Annotated in this window: 16 protein-coding genes; 14 read left to right on the top strand and 2 right to left on the bottom strand. The window is 32.1% G+C overall.

All coding sequences use genetic code 11. The annotated features are described in order from the left end of the window. Positions 1 to 2: 2 nt before the first annotated feature. Positions 3 to 1130: a vWA domain-containing protein gene (locus tag L3X39_RS11895; protein WP_237232018.1), complete on the bottom strand. Its 1128-nt coding sequence runs from the start codon at positions 1128 to 1130 to the stop codon at positions 3 to 5. Between the two features lie 116 nt (positions 1131 to 1246). Between L3X39_RS11895 and L3X39_RS11890 the strand changes: the two genes are divergently transcribed. Beyond that, a complete protein-coding gene (locus L3X39_RS11890) occupies positions 1247 to 3187 on the top strand; it encodes a S9 family peptidase (protein WP_237232017.1) in 1941 nt (646 codons plus the stop codon). Positions 3188 to 3226: 39 nt separating this feature from the next. On the opposite strand, the gene L3X39_RS11885 is transcribed toward L3X39_RS11890, so the two are convergent. Further along, positions 3227 to 3904, bottom strand: coding sequence for a Crp/Fnr family transcriptional regulator (locus tag L3X39_RS11885; RefSeq protein WP_237232016.1), 678 nt, complete (start codon positions 3902 to 3904; stop codon positions 3227 to 3229). A gap of 107 nt (positions 3905 to 4011) precedes the next feature. Here L3X39_RS11885 and L3X39_RS11880 point away from each other — a divergent pair, with 107 nt between their 5' ends. From L3X39_RS11880 to L3X39_RS11820, 13 genes are all read left to right on the top strand, one after another. Next, the gene (locus L3X39_RS11880) at positions 4012 to 6387 is read left to right on the top strand and encodes a heavy metal translocating P-type ATPase (RefSeq protein ID WP_237232015.1); all 2376 of its coding nucleotides are present in this window, start codon (positions 4012 to 4014) and stop codon (positions 6385 to 6387) included. 73 nt (positions 6388 to 6460) lie between these two features. Continuing rightward, positions 6461 to 6646, top strand: a complete 186-nt coding sequence (gene ccoS / locus L3X39_RS11875) for a cbb3-type cytochrome oxidase assembly protein CcoS (protein ID WP_237232013.1) — start codon at positions 6461 to 6463, stop codon at positions 6644 to 6646. A gap of 11 nt (positions 6647 to 6657) precedes the next feature. Beyond that, on the top strand, positions 6658 to 8847 hold the full coding sequence (ccoN, locus tag L3X39_RS11870) for a cytochrome-c oxidase, cbb3-type subunit I (protein WP_237232237.1): 2190 nt from the start codon (positions 6658 to 6660) through the stop codon (positions 8845 to 8847). 11 nt (positions 8848 to 8858) lie between these two features. Continuing rightward, positions 8859 to 9044: a CcoQ/FixQ family Cbb3-type cytochrome c oxidase assembly chaperone gene (locus L3X39_RS11865; protein ID WP_237232012.1), complete on the top strand. Its 186-nt coding sequence runs from the start codon at positions 8859 to 8861 to the stop codon at positions 9042 to 9044. Continuing rightward, positions 9041 to 9964 carry a cbb3-type cytochrome c oxidase N-terminal domain-containing protein gene (locus tag L3X39_RS11860; RefSeq protein ID WP_237232011.1) on the top strand — a complete coding sequence of 308 codons (924 nt, stop codon included), beginning with the start codon at positions 9041 to 9043 and terminating at the stop codon, positions 9962 to 9964. The genes L3X39_RS11865 and L3X39_RS11860 overlap by 4 nt, the downstream gene beginning before the upstream one ends. A gap of 92 nt (positions 9965 to 10056) precedes the next feature. Then, positions 10057 to 11481, top strand: a complete 1425-nt coding sequence (gene ccoG / locus L3X39_RS11855; protein ID WP_237232010.1) for a cytochrome c oxidase accessory protein CcoG — start codon at positions 10057 to 10059, stop codon at positions 11479 to 11481. 129 nt (positions 11482 to 11610) lie between these two features. Further along, positions 11611 to 12057 carry a FixH family protein gene (locus L3X39_RS11850; RefSeq protein WP_237232009.1) on the top strand — a complete coding sequence of 149 codons (447 nt, stop codon included), beginning with the start codon at positions 11611 to 11613 and terminating at the stop codon, positions 12055 to 12057. A 2-nt stretch (positions 12058 to 12059) separates the two neighbouring features. Beyond that, a complete protein-coding gene (locus L3X39_RS11845) occupies positions 12060 to 12761 on the top strand; it encodes a sulfite exporter TauE/SafE family protein (RefSeq protein WP_237232008.1) in 702 nt (233 codons plus the stop codon). Positions 12762 to 12840: 79 nt separating this feature from the next. Further along, complete coding sequence (locus L3X39_RS11840; RefSeq protein ID WP_237232007.1) at positions 12841 to 13293, top strand: pyridoxamine 5'-phosphate oxidase family protein; 453 nt, start codon at positions 12841 to 12843, stop codon at positions 13291 to 13293. Positions 13294 to 13521: 228 nt separating this feature from the next. After that, positions 13522 to 14196: a TetR/AcrR family transcriptional regulator gene (locus L3X39_RS11835; RefSeq protein ID WP_237232006.1), complete on the top strand. Its 675-nt coding sequence runs from the start codon at positions 13522 to 13524 to the stop codon at positions 14194 to 14196. Between the two features lie 3 nt (positions 14197 to 14199). After that, entirely contained in the window at positions 14200 to 15870 is a 1671-nt protein-coding gene (locus L3X39_RS11830) for a peptidase domain-containing ABC transporter (protein ID WP_237232004.1), read from the top strand. After that, a complete protein-coding gene (locus L3X39_RS11825; protein WP_237232002.1) occupies positions 15863 to 17218 on the top strand; it encodes an HlyD family secretion protein in 1356 nt (451 codons plus the stop codon). The genes L3X39_RS11830 and L3X39_RS11825 overlap by 8 nt, the downstream gene beginning before the upstream one ends. Next, a complete protein-coding gene (locus L3X39_RS11820; RefSeq protein WP_237232001.1) occupies positions 17218 to 18612 on the top strand; it encodes a TolC family protein in 1395 nt (464 codons plus the stop codon). Before L3X39_RS11825 ends, L3X39_RS11820 begins: the two co-directional genes overlap by 1 nt. Positions 18613 to 18623: the final 11 nt, after the last annotated feature.

Here is an 18623-nt window from a genome sequence, read left to right as displayed (position 1 = left end):
AATTATCCTCTAATTCTTTTTTTTCTGTTTGTTTCGTAATCTTCAAAAATCATTTCACCCAAACCTTTCAATCCCGTATAAAAGGCTTTTCCTTGGTTTGCATAAGTAAACTCACGCACAAATTGCATTAAATAGCTATCTTGAGCAATCATAAAAGTAGTAATGGGAATGTGTAATCGTCTAGCTTGTTGTGCCATCATATAACACTTATTAACGATTCGTTGATTTAAACCAACACTATCCTTAAAATACTCTCCATTTGATAAACGTAAACAACTGGGTTTACCATCGGTTATCATAAATATTTGCTTATTAGTATTACGTTTCCGTCTGAGCAAATCCAAAGCCAATTCTAACCCCGCAACCGTGTTGGTATGATACGGACCAACTTTTAAGTATGGTAAATCTTTAATTTCAATTTGCCACGCATCGTTACCAAAAACTAAAATATCCAAAGTGTCTTTAGGATATCGGGTTGTAATAAGTTCAGCCAACGCCATGGCTACTTTTTTGGCAGGTGTAATACGATCTTCTCCATACAAAATCATACTATGACTAATATCAATCATTAAAACCGTACTCATTTGCGATTTATGCAGGGTTTCTTCAACCACCAAATCATCTTCCGATAAAGTGAAATCTAAAATGCCATGATTTATCTGAGCATTCTTTAAACTTTCAGTCATCGATACTTTGTCTAAAGCATCACCAAATTGGTAGTTTCTAAAATCGCCTGTATGCTCATCGCCTATTCCTGGGCTTTTACTTTTATGATTTCCTTGACCACTACGCTTAATTTTTCCAAAAATTTGATCTAAAGCTTGTTGCCGAATGGCGCGTTCGGTTTTTGCAGTAATCGCCATACCACCTTGTCCGTCATTATCAATAACTTCTCTTATAAACCCCTTCTTTTTAAGGTCTTCAATAAAATCATCAATAGTGTATTCTGCTGTAGTAAGATTGTATTCTTTATCGAGCTCACGCAACCAATCAATAGCTTCATCAAAATCACCCGAAGTATGGGTAATCAGTTCTTTGAAAATGTCAAAAAGTTTTTCGAAAGGTGACTGATTTGGTGCTTCATATTTTTTAAATACAAAACCTTTTCTGTGAGTCTTATTATTTATCATAGCACTATAAAAATACTATATTTTGGTATATGGTTATTAACATTAACATCTATTTAAATAATTCGACCATAAGTTTTCATTATATTTAATGGCATAAATCCATTAATCAATCAAAAATGAAAAAAATCTTATTATTAGTTCTTTTGATTTTATTTATTGCTTGTAAAGACAATCAAAAAACAGAAAAATCTGTCCATAGTTTAAAAAATTATACCATTGAACAGTTTATGGATAATGAAGCTGTTGGTGGTGGTAGTTTTTCATTTGATAATAGTAATTTACTAGTATCAAGTAATCGTTCGGGAATTTACAATGTATACACGGTTCCTGTAAAGGGTGGAGAAATGACTGCTATAACGAGCTCTGACAGCACATCTATTTTTGCTGAATCTTATTTTCCAAATGACAATAGAATGTTAATGAGCGCCGATGGTAATGGTGATGAAATTGACCATTTGTTTGTCAGAGAATTGGACGGAACTATCAAAGACATAACTCCTGATAAAGGAGCAAAATCGAATTTTTACGGGTGGTCTGATGATGACAAATATTTATACTATGGTTCAAATAAACGAAATCCTCAATTTTTTGATGTTTACAAATTATCTGTTGAAGATTACTCATCTAAAATGATTTATCAAAACAATGATGGATTAAACTTTAATGGTATATCAAACGATGAAAACTATTTCGCATTATCCAAAACTATTAACACAAACGATAATGACTTGTTTCTTTATGATGTAAAAACTAAAGAAATGATTAAAATTAATGATAATCAAAGTGGAAACTCTGCACAAGATTTTTCAGTAGATAGCAGTGCTTTTTACTACACTACGGATGATGGCAGTGAGTTTTCTTATTTAATGTCCTATGATATAAATTCAAAAGAAAAGAAAAAAGTACTTGAAAAATCTTGGGATATTATGGGAAGTGGTTTTACTTCTAAAGGCACTTATATGGTCGTTTATGTTAATGAAGATGGGAAAAATGCCATTGAAGTTTTAGATACAAAAACAATGAAACCTATTCAATTACCTGATTTTGGTAATAAAAGCATCACGAGTGTTGGTTTTAGTGACGATGAAAAGTGGATGCGTATGTATGTTGGTGGCTCTAATACACCTTCAGATTTATACACTTATAATTTTGAAACTAAAGAACAGTATAAATTAACTGATGTTTTAAATGATGAAATTAATCCTGAAGATTTAGTTACAGCTAAAGTAATAAGATACAAATCGTTTGATGGCACTGAAATTCCTGCTATTTATTACTTGCCGCATCAAGCTTCTGAAACCAATAAAGTACCCGCTATGGTTTGGGTACATGGTGGACCTGGAGGACAAACACGTCAAGGTTTTAGCTCGTTAATTCAATATATGGTAAATCATGGTTATGCAGTTTTGGCTGTAAATAATCGCGGTAGTAGTGGCTACGGAAAAACATTTTACAAAATGGATGACAAAAACCATGGTGAAAAGGATTTACAAGATTGTGTAGAAGGTAAAAATTGGTTGGCAGAACAACCAGAAATTGATGGTAGTAAAATAGGAATTATTGGAGGCTCTTACGGTGGATATATGACCATGGCAGCATTGACCTATACACCTGAAGAATTTGCAGTAGGTGTAAACTTATTTGGCGTTACCAATTGGATGCGTACACTTAAAAGTATTCCTCCTTATTGGGAATCGTTCAGAGAAGCTCTGTATTTAGAATTAGGTGATCCGTTTTCAGCAGACTCAGTTCGACTAAAACGTATTTCACCGCTTTTCCATACTGATAAAGTTACTAAGCCATTAATTGTTCTTCAGGGCTCTAAAGACCCACGCGTACTTCAAGTAGAATCAGACGAAATTGTTGAAGGTGTTCGTAAAAACGGAGTACCCGTTGAATATGTTTTATTTGAAGACGAAGGCCACGGTTTTGTGAAAAAAGAAAATCAAATTGAAGCTTACACAAAAATTCTAAACTTTCTTGATGTATACCTTAAAAAAGAAAAGGAGCCTATTGATGGTGAAATACCTGTTAAAGAAATAGAAGCAACTCCCTAAAGCAAAAAACCTCTGAAATTTCAGAGGTTTTTTTTTATTTTATTCAACTTGTTTCAAACCCGTTAGGCTTTCAATTTTTATATGCTTTCCTTTTGTTGAAATAAGTTTTTCTTTTTTAAATTGAGAAAGAATACGAATGGCAGACTCAGTAGCAGTACCAACAATATTTGCAAAATCTTCTCTAGATAATAAAACACTTAAGGTGCCATCTGGATTTACTCCAAAACTATCATTTATATAAACTAAAGTTTCGGCTAAACGCTGACGCACTGACTTTTGAGCCATATTAACGATAATGTCATCAGCTTCTTTTAAATCATGAGCCATATCCTTAAGTACATCGAATGAAAATTTTGAATTATTCTGCAAATCATTCATAATTTCACTCTTGGGTATAAAGCAAACTTCCATATCATTAAGAGCAGTAGCTTGTAAATTGGAACTCTCATCGGTTACTAACGAACGCTGACCAAGTAAATCTCCTTTTACTACTATTCTAACAATTTGGTCTTTACCGTTTTCGCTCAGTTTAGATAATTTGCAAATACCATCTTTAACACAATAAACCCCATTTATTGTTTCGCCCTCATCAAAAATCACTGTGCCTTTTTTAATAATCATGGTTGTTTTACAACCAGAAATACGAATAAGTTCATCCTTGGTTAAAGACTTAAGTGAATTAAATTGTTTTATTATACATTGTTCACATTTGCTCATACTAAATATTTGAAGATTTAGTAAAAATATAGAAAACATGACATATATCATATTTTAAAATCACTTGTTTTTTCAATTTTGCACTCAGGTATAAACGAGCAAATATTATGGGACATAAAACATGTTTCCATTGTGGGTTAGATTCATCATCTTCTGAAATTATTTTTGATGAAAAATCATTTTGTTGTAATGGTTGTAAGACTGTTTACGAGATTTTTAGTGTAAATGATTTAACTTGCTATTACGATTTACAACAAGCACCAGGAGCAACTCCAAAGGATATTGAAGTCAAATACAATTTTTTAGAAAACGCAAAAATTATTGAACAACTGTTAGAGTTTGATGATGGTGAAACTCAAGTTATTTCTTTATATATACCTCATATTCATTGTAGTTCTTGCATTTGGATTTTAGAAAACTTAAACCGGTTAAATCCTGCTGTTAGTTCGTCAATCGTTAATTTTGGTAAGAAGAACGTCAGAGTTACATATAACTCAGAAACACTTTCACTAAAAAACCTCGTTACACTATTAAGTAGTATTGGTTACGAACCTTTTATCAGTTTAGATGACTATAGCATTGGTAAAAAACATATTGACCGGTCGTTAATTTACAAATTAGGTGTTGCTGGATTTGCTTTTGGAAATGTGATGTTTTTATCTTTTCCCGAGTATTTTCAAGTGGGTGAATTTTGGTTGGAACAATACAAACATTTGTTTAGATGGTTGATGTTCTTCTTTTCATTACCAGTAGTTTTTTACTCAGCTCAAGATTATTTTGTTTCAGCTTTTAAAGGACTTCAATCTAAAATTTTAAATATCGATGTACCTATAGCTTTAGGAGTTGTTGTATTATTTATAAGAAGTACTACAGAAATCATTTTTGATGTAGGTTCTGGCTTTTTTGATAGCTTAACAGGACTTATTTTCTTTTTATTGCTCGGGAAGTTCTTTCAACAAAAAACATATACTTTTTTATCCTTTGAGCGCGATTATAAATCCTATTTCCCTATAGGAATTACCAAAATTTCTTCTGAAGGGAATGAGGAATCCATTCAAGTTTACGACATAAAAAAAGGCGACCGCCTTTTAATTAGAAATGAAGAATTAATCCCTGTTGATTGCATTCTAATAAAAGGTAAAGCACGAATTGATTACAGTTTTGTCACTGGCGAATCTAAAACAGTTTCAAAACAATCTGGTGATAAATTGTTTGCTGGCGGAAAACAATTAGAGGGTAGTATAGAAGTTGATGTTTTAAAAACCGTTGAGCAAAGTTATTTAACACAACTATGGAGCAACGACGTATTTAAAAAAAATAAAGAATTGTCGTTCACTAACATTACAAACAGTATAAGTAAACGCTTTACTATGGCAATATTACTTATAGCCTTTTTAGCTACAGCTTATTGGTTAATATTCGATTCAAGCAAAGCAATTAATGTGTTTACATCGGTGCTAATTATTGCTTGTCCGTGTGCCATTGCGCTTTCTGCTCCTTTTACTTTTGGAAATATTTTAAGGATTTTAGGTAAGAAGAAATTCTATCTAAAAAACGCCTCAGTTATTGAACAATTAGCTAAAATAAACACCATAATTTTTGATAAAACTGGTACTATTACTGCGAACAAAGAAACTAGTATTAGCTATGAAGGTTCTCAACTTTCTATCGATGAAGAATCTCTGTTAAAAAACACCTTAAGAGGATCAAACCATCCCTTAAGCAGGTCGCTTTATCAATTATTAAATGAGCATGATATTGTTTCGCTTGATTATTTTGAAGAGCATTTAGGGAAAGGTATTGAAGCTGTTTATAATAACCGTAAGATAAAAATTGGTTCAGCACCTTTTATAGGTTTTACTTCTAATACAACTACCTTAAATACTACGGTACACATAAGTAGTAATAATAAGTATAAAGGAACATTTACTTTTTATAATAAGTATAGAAAAGGGCTTTCAAAATTATTCAACAACTTAAAAAACAACTACGATTTAGTGATTTTGTCAGGTGATAATGAAGGTGAAAAAGCTAATTTAAAAAAGTTGCTTCCAACTAAAACCAAATTGATTTTCAATCAAAAACCTGAAGATAAACTAGAATATATTAAATATCATCAAACAGAAGGAGCAAAAGTTTTAATGATTGGTGATGGTTTAAACGATGCTGGCGCCTTAGCACAAAGTGATGTAGGTATTGCCATTTCGGAAAACGTAAATGTGTTTTCTCCAGCATGCGACGCTATTTTAGATGCTTCAAAATTTGATCAATTACATCATTATATAAAAATTTCAAAATCGGCTATTAAAATTATTAAATGGAGTTTTTTACTGTCGTTTTTATACAACATCATTGGGCTTTATTTTGCAATAACAGGACAATTGGCACCAGTAGTTGCAGCTATTTTAATGCCATTAAGCTCGATTAGTATAGTAGCTTTTACAACCATTGCTACGAACATTATTGGGCGAAAACTAGATTAATAACAGAACATGACAAAAGTCATCTTTTAAAAAAAAGTATCCCAGTACTTTTGAACCATAACTTCAAATAGGTATGAGTGTTATATATATTTTATTAGCTATAAGCATTGTTGTGGCTGTTGGTTTTTTTATTGCATTTATAATGGCGGTAAAAAAAGGGCAGTATGATGATAGCTATACACCTTCGGTAAGAATGCTTTTTGAAGATGAAATCGTTAAAGAAAAACCCAATAAGACAATACTAACCAAAAAAGATTGATACTCAAAACAATGGATATGCAACAATTTCAATACGATAACAAAATCGTTAAAAACTTTCTCTACGCCACCATGCTCTGGGGTGTTGTTGGTATGTTGGTAGGTTTACTACTGGCTTTTATGTTTTTATTTCCAAACTTAACAGACGGTGTTTCGTGGTTAAGTTTTGGAAGATTACGTCCGTTACATACAAACGCTGTTATATTCGCCTTTGTAGGTAATGCAATTTTTGCTGGGGTTTACTACTCAACGCAGCGCTTATTAAAAGCACGAATGTTTAATGATACATTAAGCAAAATAAATTTTTGGGGTTGGCAACTTATCATTGTAGGAGCCGCAATAACCTTACCTTTAGGTTACACCACATCAAAAGAATATGCTGAGTTAGAATGGCCTTTTGATATTGCTATTGCAGTTATTTGGGTGGTTTTTGGTTGGAACTTAATTGGTACTATTTTAAAACGTCGTCAACGTCATTTATATGTAGCCATTTGGTTCTACATTGCAACATTTGTTACGGTTGCGGTACTTCATATATTTAATAGTTTAGAGCTACCAGTGAGTGCTTTAAAAAGTTATTCAGTATATGCTGGCGTACAAGACGCTTTAGTACAATGGTGGTACGGGCATAATGCTGTAGCTTTCTTTTTAACTACACCGTTTTTAGGACTCATGTATTATTTCGTTCCTAAAGCAGCGAATAGGCCTGTTTATTCATATAGGTTATCCATTGTTCACTTTTGGTCTTTAATATTCATATACATTTGGGCAGGTCCACATCACTTATTATATACTGCATTACCTGAATGGGCTCAAAACTTAGGTGTAGCATTTTCAGTAATGCTTTTAATGCCTTCTTGGGGTGGTATGATTAATGGGCTTTTAACTCTTCGTGGTGCTTGGGATAAAGTACGAACAGACCCTGTCTTAAAATTTATGGTAGTTGCTATTACAGGTTATGGTATGGCAACTTTTGAAGGCCCTACCCTATCCCTTAAAAATGTAAACGCTATTGCGCACTATACAGACTGGATTATTGCGCACGTTCACGTAGGCGCCTTAGCTTGGAATGGTTTCTTAACCTTTGGTATGATATATTTCTTAGTTCCAAGATTATTTAAGACTAAGTTATACTCTTTAGGATTAGCAAATCTACACTTCTGGATTGGTACTTTAGGTATCATAATATATGCATTGCCAATGTATGTAGCTGGTTTTACACAGGCCAGTATGTGGAAACAGTTTAATCCTGATGGAACATTAACCTATGGAAACTTTTTAGAAACGGTTACTGAAATTATTCCTATGTATTGGATGCGCGCCATTGGCGGAACGTTGTTTATTATAGGGATGCTTATAATGGTTTATAACATTATTGTAACCATTAAACAAGGTAGTAAAGTTGAAGATGAACTGGCCGAAGCTGTAGCTCTTGAACGTGTTACAAAAAAGCGCACTTCAAGCGAAGGTTGGCATACTTGGTTGGAACGTAGGCCTATTCAATTAACCATTGGAGCTACTATTGCCATTTTAATTGGAGGTATTGTACAAATTATACCAACCATTATGGTAAAATCAAATGTTCCTACTATAGCCAGTGTAAAACCTTATACACCCTTAGAACTTGAAGGTAGAGATATCTACATACGTGAAGGTTGTGTAGGATGTCATTCCCAAATGATTCGTCCTTTTAGAAGTGAAGTAGAACGCTACGGAGAATATTCAAAAGCAGGTGAATATGTTTACGATCATCCTTTCCTATGGGGTAGCAAACGCACTGGTCCTGATTTACATAGATTGGGCAATAAATACTCAGACAATTGGCACTTTAACCATATGTATGACCCACAGAGCACATCATCAGGTTCTATCATGCCACGTTATCCTTGGCTAATAAATAATGAATTGGATAAATCGCAAATTGAAGCCAAAATGAAAGCCATGGTAACATTAGGGGTTCCTTATACTGACGATGATATTTTAAATGCTCAAGAAAGTATGCTAATCCAAGGAACAAAAATAGAAGAAAACCTCTATACCGACCCCGATTTTGTTAAAGCATATGAAGCAGATAAAAAATACACGACTGAAAACGGTGAAACATTCGTAGAAATGAGAAATAGAGAAATTGTTGCTATAATCGCCTATTTACAGCGATTAGGTACCGATATAAAAGTGGAAACAGCAACTAATAACCCATAAAAACAGTAATCATGCTAAAGTTTGTAAAAAATCATATGGAGAGCATTATTGGGATAGAAATATACCCTATTATTTCTCTACTCATCTTTTTTATCTTTTTTGTTGTGCTTTTTTGGTGGGTATTCACTGCCAAAAAAGACTACATAGAAAAAGTTAGTAACATACCATTAGACAACCATAACGACGATATATTATGAAATATTTCCCATCATGGATTCGAGTTCCATTCGTATTCTTTATCATTTTTGCAGCCGTAGAGTTCTTTATAGATTCAGGAGAAAAACCAGCATTCATGGAATATCCGGTTGTATTGTTATTCCTGTTTTTAGTACTACTAATACTCATAGCAATTGAAGCTATTATTGGTGCCTTAGAAAACATTATGCTTCATAAATTAGATGAAGAAGCAAAAGCACGCTTTTTAGCCAAAAAAGAACACACTTATAAATTTACTTGGATAACTAACCTTTATAAAAAGTTGGCTGGTGGCAAACCGATTGAAGAAGAAGGTGAAATTATTCTAGACCATAATTATGATGGTATAAAAGAATTAGACAATAACCTGCCCCCTTGGTGGTTATACGGTTTTTATGCTTCTATAATATTTGGTGCCATATACTTACTTAGATTTCATGTTTTTGATGGTGCAAATCAGTATGATGAATTAGCAACAGAATTAGCACAAGCCAAAATAGACATTGAAGCTTACAAAAAAACAGCAAAAAACTTGGTGGATGTTAACACAGTAACTCTACTTACTGATGCTGCCGACTTATCAGCTGGTAAAACCATTTTTGAAACTAACTGTGTTGCCTGTCATATGGCAGATGGAGGTGGTGGCATTGGTCCTAATTTAACCGATAAATATTGGATTTTAGGAGGAGATATTAAAGGTGTTTTTAAAACCGTATCAGAAGGAGGGCGTTCAGGAAAGGGTATGATTGCTTGGAAACAGCAACTAAAACCTCTTGAAATGGCACAAGTATCAAGTTATGTACTAACATTTCAAGGTACAACACCTGCAAACCCGAAAGTTGCAGAAGGCGACATATGGGAAAACGACAATGTTAAGATAGAAACTACAACAATTGAAATAGATACAACTATTACAAATTAATATAATACCCTTTCAAGAGTCGCAATTTTACAGGAACATTTGACAATTTTAACTAACAAAAGTCTGAACAGGATATATTTTAACAAAGAAACATGGAAACCCCAAAAAATGAAATATTCAGAGATTCTATTGGCACTATCGCCGAAGATGGAAAACGTGCCTGGGTGTATCCAAAAAAACCAAGTGGAAGGTTTTATAAGTATAGAAAATGGGTTAGTTCTTTTTTATTAGCATTTTTTCTTTTATCCCCGTTTATAAAAATAAATGGCAACCAATTTTTAATGTTCAATATATTGGAACGTCGTTTTAATATATTCGGGGCTCCTTTTTGGCCACAAGATTTTCACTTGTTTGTTATTTCAATGTTGATTGGTGTTGTTTTTATTACACTTTTTACAGTAGCATTTGGTAGAATATTTTGTGGGTGGATTTGCCCGCAAACTATTTTTATGGAAATGGTTTTTAGACGTATTGAATATTGGATAGAAGGTGACAGAAACAAACAACGCAAACTAGACAGACAAAAATGGGATTCAGAAAAAATAAGAAAACGTCTTATAAAATGGTTTATTTTTTTAATCATTTCTTTTTTAATAGCCAATGTATTTCTAGCCTATTTAATTGGAAGCGATAAGGTTTTACAATATGTGATTGACGGACCATTTAAACATTTAGGAACACTTTTCCCACTTTTAATTTTTACTGCAGTTTTCTATTTTGTATTTGCGTGGTTTAGAGAGCAAGTTTGCATAATAGCTTGCCCTTACGGAAGGTTACAAGGAGTTTTATTAGATAACAAATCGGTGGTTGTTGCTTACGATTATAAGCGTGGTGAAGGCGACAAGGGTAGAAAAAAATTTAGAAAAAATGAAGATAGAAATAAACTTGGTTACGGCGATTGCATAGATTGTTTACAATGTGTACACGTTTGTCCAACAGGTATAGATATTAGAAATGGTACACAACTAGAATGTGTTAATTGTACGGCTTGTATAGATGAGTGCGACCACATTATGGAGAGTATTAATTTACCTAAAGGGCTTATTAGATATGCCAGTGAAGATAATATTGAAAAGAAACTTCCTTTTAAATTAACGGGACGGATAAAAGGGTATATAGCAGTGTTAGTAATACTGACTGGTTTATTATCGGGTATGTTGTTTTTAAGAAATGACGTTGAAGCAAGAATTTTAAGATTACCTGGGCAACTTTATGAGCATAAAGATAATAACATTATCAGTAATGTTTATACCTATAAATTGGTTAATAAAACAACCAGTGATATTGATAATGTGAGTTTAAAATTAATATCGCATAAAGGAGAACTTAAGTTGGTATCTACTAGCAATAGTTTTGTAGTACCTAGTCAAAGCATTGCTGAAGGGACTATTTTTATTGAAATTAATAACGCGGCCTTAACAGGTGACAGAAATAACATTAAAATTGGAGTTTATCAGGGTGATAAACTTATAGAAACGACTACGGCCAATTTTTTAGGACCGAGAAGTTATAGATAAGGCATTAGGGATTGAAGCGGCATCCTTTTTTATGTCAGTTCTAGTGATGCTAAGCATTGTATCGAGAACACATAAAAAGATATAGCGAAAAGCCCGACCCTAAAGGGTAATGCCATAAAAACAAAAATTATGAAAATTAATTGGGGTACTGGAATTGTTCTGGCTTTTATAGGGTTTATAAGCTTTATAATGTATTTTATTATTACAATGAATGTAAATGATAAATATAATCATGATTTAGTTGTGGAGGATTATTATGCTGAAGAATTACAATACCAAAACGATATTGATAAGCTTAAAAATGCTAATACCCTTAGTGAAAATATAACGTACAAACGCATACCTGAAGGCTTGGTTATTTATTTTCCTAGCAACGTTGATTTTAAAAAAATTACCGGACATATGTTTCTATACAGACCATCTAACAAACAGTTAGATTTTGAAACTCCACTTTCATTATCTAAACCATATTTGCTCATACCTGACAATCGTTTGGTAGATGGTCGATGGAACATAAAAATTGATTGGCAATATAACAATCAATCATATTTGTTTAAAGAATCTATAAATTATTGAGCATGCTTATTTCGGCATTTGTTTTAGGTATATTAGGTAGTTTTCACTGTATCGGTATGTGCGGACCCATTGTCTTTATGCTACCTGTTGATAGAACAAATGCTTATAAAAAAGTGTTTCAAATTACTATTTATAATATTGGTAGACTATTAGCATATTCTATTATTGGGTTACTTTTTGGTCTTATAGGAAAGAGTTTAACGCTTTTCGGGTTTCAACAACAATTATCTATTGTTATCGGAGTATTAATGGTTTTAGTTGTTTTAATTCCTCAAAAAACCTTTAATAAATATAATGCTTCAAAGCCCATTTATAAAGGCATTTTTAAAGTTAAGTCTGCTTTAGGAGTAGCTTTAAAGAAAAAAACAACCGATACTTTTTTAACCATAGGCTTTTTAAATGGTTTTTTACCTTGTGGTTTAGTTTATATGGCTGTTTTTGCAGCCATTGCTACAGGAAATACTTTAAGCAGCAGTTTGTACATGGTAGTTTTTGGTTTAGGAACTATTCCTTTAACGACAACAGCTGTTTATTTAAGTGGTATTTTAAAAGGATCTATACGCCAAAAAATACAGAAAGTTATTCCTGTATTTGTGGTTATTATTGGTGCCTTATTTATTCTGCGTGGTTTAGGTCTTGGTATTCCTTACCTATCTCCTGCTCCAATACTTGAAATAGCAACAAGTACGATGGAATGTCATTAGTAATGATACTGACATTTATCATAATAATTGTGAAGCGCAATTACTATTTTAGGATAACAAACATTTAAAAGAAATAGTCATGATACAAAATCTAGAGAAAAAAGAATGCGAATTTATTCTTAAGCATAATTACGTTGGGCATTTAGCCTACATATATGGCAATGCGCCATTTTTAATTCCAATTACCTACTATTATAGTAATAACAAAATTATCTGTTACTCTGGAGAAGGACATAAAATTAATGCCATGAGAATGCATCCGGATGTTGCATTGGAGGTTGCAGAAATAGATACAATTAACCATTGGCAGTCTGTGGTTGTGCATGGTAAATATGAAGAATTAGAAGGAAGTACTGCCAGAGCTATGCTTCATGAATTTTCATTAGGTATAAAAGACATCGTTATGAAAAAAGAACGTAAAGATTTAAACTTTATTAGTGAATTTTCTGCAAAAATTGATAAAGACGATATTCCCATAATTTTTCAAATTAATATTAAAGAAATGACAGGTAAAATGAGACGTAAAAATTAATTTATGTCGACTTATTAATAAAACATCACCTTAATCTCAATTAGAATATTTTCTTATTTTTCAAATTATTCTCAAAACACGTAACATACCGCTAACCCGGTGTTTAAAGCACTTGCAGCTAATATTTTCTTTATAAAATCTTAAAAACTCAATTTTTTCATGAAAATAATAGTTTTATTTTCATTTTTAATAGTAATACTATTATATTTGCGCTTTAATTGATTAAAAATGAAAAATTTACTATCAAACTTAAAGATTGCTGTTCCAGAAAAAATTTACGTCAAAGATCCTGAGTCTTCCACATTAGGAAAACGTATAATAGAACAAAGCATTGTTTTAATTAACGATATAGGTTTTGATGCTTTTACATTTAAAAAGCTTGGGAGTTTAATTGGTTCAAACGAAAGTTCAATTTATCGTTATTTTGAAAGTAAACACAAGTTACTTTTATATTTATCATCATGGTATTGGGCTTGGATTGAGTACCAACTGGTTTTTGAAACCCATAGTATTTCAGACAAAAAAGAAAAGCTTATAAAAGCTATAGAAATTGTTTCTAGAACTACGATTGAAGATTCAAATTTCACCCATATTAATGAGGTTTTATTAAATCAAATTATTATAAATGAAAACTCCAAATCCTTTTTAACTAAAGAAGTAGATCAAGAAAACAAAGATGGATATTTTGTAATTTATAAGCGCGTTGTTCAAAGACTAAGCTCTATAATAAATGAAACAAGGCCTGATTACACATACGCTTTAAGTTTGGCAAGTACTATTATAGAAGGTAGTTTGCATCAGCATTTCTTAAAAGACCACTTTACCTCAATTACAGATTGTAATGAAGACATTTCTCCTTCCGATTTTTATATAAACTTAACACAAAACGCACTTAAATTTTAATATATGATAAATCAACAATTGTCACCTTGGCAACGTTTTATTGGCTTATTACAACTAGAAAAAAGAGATATTTTACAAATATTCTATTATGCAATTTTTGCTGGAATTGTGGCACTATCATTACCTCTAGGAATTCAAGCTATTATAAATTTAATTCAAGGAGCCCAAATATCAACATCTTGGATTGTTTTAGTCGTACTAGTATCACTCGGTGTTGCCTTTTCTGGAACCTTACAACTTATGCAATTACGTATTATAGAAACTATTCAACAACGTATATTTTTTCGATCCTCTTTTGAATTAAGTTACCGCTTTCCAAAAATAAAAATGTCTGAGCTTCGGAACTTTTATCCGCCTGAATTAGCCAATCGTTTTTTTGACACATTAACTATTCAAAAAGGGCTTTCAAAAATTCTTATAGATGTTCCTGCGGCTATTTTACAAATTCTGTTTGCCCTCATACTCCTATCATTTTACCATCCATTTTTTATAATATTCGGCATACTTTTATTAGGGCTCATTTTCATAGTTTTTAAGTTTACAGCAAAAAAAGGGCTCGAAACAAGTTTAAAAGAGTCAAAAAACAAATACCTAGTAGCGCATTGGATTCAAGAAATAGCACGTTCTGTAATAAGTTTTAAACTTTCAGGAAGTACTAAATTAGGAATGACCAAAAATGATGAGCTCGTTAATGATTATCTAAAATCCAGGGAAAGTCATTTTAGGATTTTAATGATTCAATTCATTCAAATGATAAGTTTTAAAGTAATTGTTACTGCCAGCTTATTATTAATTGGTGGGGCTTTAGTATTAAATCAAGAGATGAACATTGGACAGTTTGTTGCCGCTGAAATTATTATTTTATTAGTTATCGCTTCTGTCGAAAAATTGATACTTGGTTTAGAGTCATTCTATGATGTACTTACATCTATAGAAAAAATAGGTCAAATTGTAGACAAACCTCTGGAAGAACAAGAAGGGGAAAAACCGATATTTAAAGGTGATATTACTATCGAGTTAAACGAGGTTTCATATAGAGTCCCAGACAGAGATTCACCAATTTTATATAACATTTCATTTAATATAACTTCAAAAAGTAGAATATTAATTCTTGGCGAAAGTGGTTCAGGAAAATCAACCTTATTACGACTTATTTCTGGTATTACTGAACCTACTGCAGGATATATATACATTAATAACTTTACAATTAATAGTTTAAACCTTAACCATTACCGTTCGCAACTTGGGCTATCCTTAACCGAAGAATCACCATTTGAAGGCACTATAAAAGAAAATCTAACATTTGGAAATCCTAACATTAGTGATAATGACATTTTTGAGATATTGGTTAAAGTTGGACTTATGGAATTTGTAAAAGAACAGCCAAAGGGCTTACAAACTATTTTAAATCCCGACGGTAAACAAATGTCGCATACAGTATCTAAAAAAATTATTTTGGCACGAGCCATTTTAAAAAAACCTAAAGTTTTGATTTTAGAAGATGCTTTAGATCGTTTTAACTTCGATGAAACAAATGCTATAATAGATTATTTAACACATAAAGATAGACCTTGGGCACTTATTGCGGTTAGTGGAAACGACATTTGGAAAAAGAAATGTACTCAAACTATTGAACTAGAAAAAGGTGAAATTAAAAATATGAATCATGCTTAATATATCTCATAACGCAGTTAACAAAAAAGTAGATTTATCCGGTTACAAATCTGGAAAAGATATTTTTAATAAAAACTACTATAAGCTGTTCAACAAATTCTTGTTAGTGGCCGCAATTATCATAGTTTTAATATTGTTTTTACCATGGACCCAAAACATTTCTGGACAAGGTATAGTAACAACTCTAAAACCCAATCAGCGTCCGCAAACCATACAATCTCAAATACCTGGTCGTATTGAAGAATGGTTTGTAAAAGAAGGAGATTCGGTTAAAGTTGGCGATACCATACTAAGAATTTCTGAAATTAAAAGCGAATATTTTGACGATAAGTTAGTTGAAAGAACTAATAATCAAATACAATCTAAAACATTGTCCGTTGGAGCTTATCAAGCAAAAGTTGAGGCTCTAAATAGGCAAGTATCAGCTTTAAGAAACGAGCAAAAGTTAAAGTTAGAACAAACTAAAAACAAGCTGATGCAAGCACGTTTAAAAGTACAGAGTGATAGCATTGATTTTGAAGCTGCCAAAACGAATATTAAAATTGCCGAAACACAGTTTAACCGAATTCAAACTTTACAAAATGAAGGCTTAAAAGCAGTAAAAGATGTGGAAGAAAAGCGTTTAAAACTTCAAGAAACACAGGCTAAACTTCTTTCTCAAGAAAATAAATATTTGGCAAGTAAAAATGAAGTGATTAATGCTCAAATTGAGCTTTCAAGAATCAACCAAGAGTATGCTGATAAAATATCGAAAGCACAGAGTGATATGTTCACAGCGCAATCAAGCCAATATGATACAGAAGCACAGGTTACTAAATTAGAAAATGATTACACAAACTATAAGGTTAGAAATAGTTTGCTTTATGTTACAGCTCCACAGAGTGGATATATTAATAAAGTGCTAAGAGGTGGTGTCGGAATCACATTTAAAGAAGGTGAAGAATTGGTTAATATCATGCCAGAATACGATTTAGCAGTTGAAACTTATATTCGCCCAATAGATTTACCATTAATGCATATTAATGAAAAAGTACGTGTACAATTTGATGGTTGGCCTGCTATAGTATTTAGTGGGTGGCCTAATGTAAGCTATGGTACTTATGGTGCTAAAATAGTAGCAATTGAAAATTTTATTAGTCCAAATGGTAAATATAGAATTCTATTGGCCCCGGATGAAACAGAACAAGAATGGCCAAAAGCCATACGTGTTGGCTCTGGAGCTTACACTATTGCTTTACTTGAAGATGTACCTATCTGGTTTGAGTTGTGGAGACAAATAAATAGTTTTCCGCCTAATTATTATCAACCACAAAAAAGCGACCTAACAAGCCTTAAAGACACGAGATAATGAGACTATTTCTTTTAAAAATAATATTATTTTTTAGCACAGCTGTAATTGCCCAAGATAGTACAACAGTTATTAGCTTATCAGAGTATTTAGGGTATGTAAAAACATTTCATCCTATTGTAAAACAAGCTAATCTATTAATCAATGAAAGCGAAGCCGAACTTTTAAAAGCTAGAGGCGCTTTCGACCCTAAGTTAGAAGTTGATTACGATAGGAAGAAGTTTAAAAATACGGAGTATTATGATAAGCTAAACGCCGCTTTCAAAATACCCACTTGGTATGGTGTAGAATTCAAAGGTAATTTTGAGGAGAATGATGGGGTTTTCTTAAACCCCGAAGCCAACTTACCCAATGAAGGTTTATACAGTATGGGCGTATCCGTTTCTATAGCTCGTGGTTTTTTAACAAATAAGCGAATGGCTATGCTTAGACAATCCAAATTATATGTGAATCAAGCACAGGCAGACAGACAATTGCTAGTAAACAACATTTTATACGAAGCAACAATAACCTATTTTAATTGGTTGAAAACTTATAATGAAAAACGCGTTTATGAGGATTTTTTAATAAATGCCGAAATACGATTTAAGGGTATTAAAAAGAATTATGAAGTTGGCGAAATGTCTGCTATAGATACTATTGAAGCTCGTATTGCATTAAATGATAGAAAGCTTAATTTGGAAAAATCGAGAATAAAATTTATAAAATCGTCATTAGAACTATCAAATTATTTATGGCTTAAGGATGATACACCTATTGAAATTAATGATTATGTGATTCCAGATGTAAATACTGTCCAAATTATAGACGCAACGTTAAATACTTCCGATTTAAACCTTGAAAATATGGATATTGTTAATCATCCAAAACTCCAATCGTTAGATTACAAACTTCAAAGTTTAAATATTGAAAGGCGATTAAAACTCAATAACTTGCTACCAAAAGTAGATTTACAATATAATTTTTTGTCTGAAACACCCGAAATAGCAAGATCATTTAGCACATCTGCTTATAAAAGTGGCTTAAGCATTAGCTTTCCACTCTTTTTAAGAAAAGAACGTGGTGATTTAAAATTGGCTAAAATCAAAATACAGGATACTCAATTTGAAATTCAAACAACCAAAGTTTCTCTAAAAAATAAAATTAATGCAATAAGCCAAGAGCTAGAATCCTTTGCATCTCAGAATAATTTTCTTAGAGTAATTGTTAATGACTATGACACAATGCTAAAAGCAGAGGAACGCAAATTCCTCTTAGGTGAAAGCTCGTTGTTTTTAGTTAATTCTAGAGAGTCTAAACTTATAGAAGCTAAATTAAAAGCAATAGAACTAGAAAACGATTTTTTCAATACCAAAGCCATTTTATTTAATGCTTTAGCACCGCCTATTGAATAACATTCACTAAG

The organism is Flaviramulus multivorans (assembly GCF_021728415.1).
Lineage (GTDB): Bacteria > Bacteroidota > Bacteroidia > Flavobacteriales > Flavobacteriaceae > Sabulilitoribacter > Sabulilitoribacter multivorans.
The sequence above is the reverse complement of the archived record's forward strand: the minus strand, read 5'-3'. Positions and strand labels throughout refer to the sequence as shown.

Coding starts and splice junctions, on each gene's coding strand:
- L3X39_RS11850 (WP_237232009.1), top strand. CDS start 11,611: ATGAAAATTAATTGGGGTACTGGAATTGTTCTGGCTTTTATAGGGTTT.
- L3X39_RS11830 (WP_237232004.1), top strand. CDS start 14,200: ATGATAAATCAACAATTGTCACCTTGGCAACGTTTTATTGGCTTATTA.
- ccoG (WP_237232010.1), top strand. CDS start 10,057: ATGGAAACCCCAAAAAATGAAATATTCAGAGATTCTATTGGCACTATC.
- L3X39_RS11860 (WP_237232011.1), top strand. CDS start 9,041: ATGAAATATTTCCCATCATGGATTCGAGTTCCATTCGTATTCTTTATC.
- ccoS (WP_237232013.1), top strand. CDS start 6,461: ATGAGTGTTATATATATTTTATTAGCTATAAGCATTGTTGTGGCTGTT.
- L3X39_RS11895 (WP_237232018.1), bottom strand. CDS start 1,130: ATGATAAATAATAAGACTCACAGAAAAGGTTTTGTATTTAAAAAATAT.
- L3X39_RS11845 (WP_237232008.1), top strand. CDS start 12,060: ATGCTTATTTCGGCATTTGTTTTAGGTATATTAGGTAGTTTTCACTGT.
- ccoN (WP_237232237.1), top strand. CDS start 6,658: ATGGATATGCAACAATTTCAATACGATAACAAAATCGTTAAAAACTTT.
- L3X39_RS11880 (WP_237232015.1), top strand. CDS start 4,012: ATGGGACATAAAACATGTTTCCATTGTGGGTTAGATTCATCATCTTCT.
- L3X39_RS11825 (WP_237232002.1), top strand. CDS start 15,863: ATGCTTAATATATCTCATAACGCAGTTAACAAAAAAGTAGATTTATCC.
- L3X39_RS11865 (WP_237232012.1), top strand. CDS start 8,859: ATGCTAAAGTTTGTAAAAAATCATATGGAGAGCATTATTGGGATAGAA.
- L3X39_RS11840 (WP_237232007.1), top strand. CDS start 12,841: ATGATACAAAATCTAGAGAAAAAAGAATGCGAATTTATTCTTAAGCAT.
- L3X39_RS11835 (WP_237232006.1), top strand. CDS start 13,522: ATGAAAAATTTACTATCAAACTTAAAGATTGCTGTTCCAGAAAAAATT.
- L3X39_RS11890 (WP_237232017.1), top strand. CDS start 1,247: ATGAAAAAAATCTTATTATTAGTTCTTTTGATTTTATTTATTGCTTGT.
- L3X39_RS11820 (WP_237232001.1), top strand. CDS start 17,218: ATGAGACTATTTCTTTTAAAAATAATATTATTTTTTAGCACAGCTGTA.
- L3X39_RS11885 (WP_237232016.1), bottom strand. CDS start 3,904: ATGAGCAAATGTGAACAATGTATAATAAAACAATTTAATTCACTTAAG.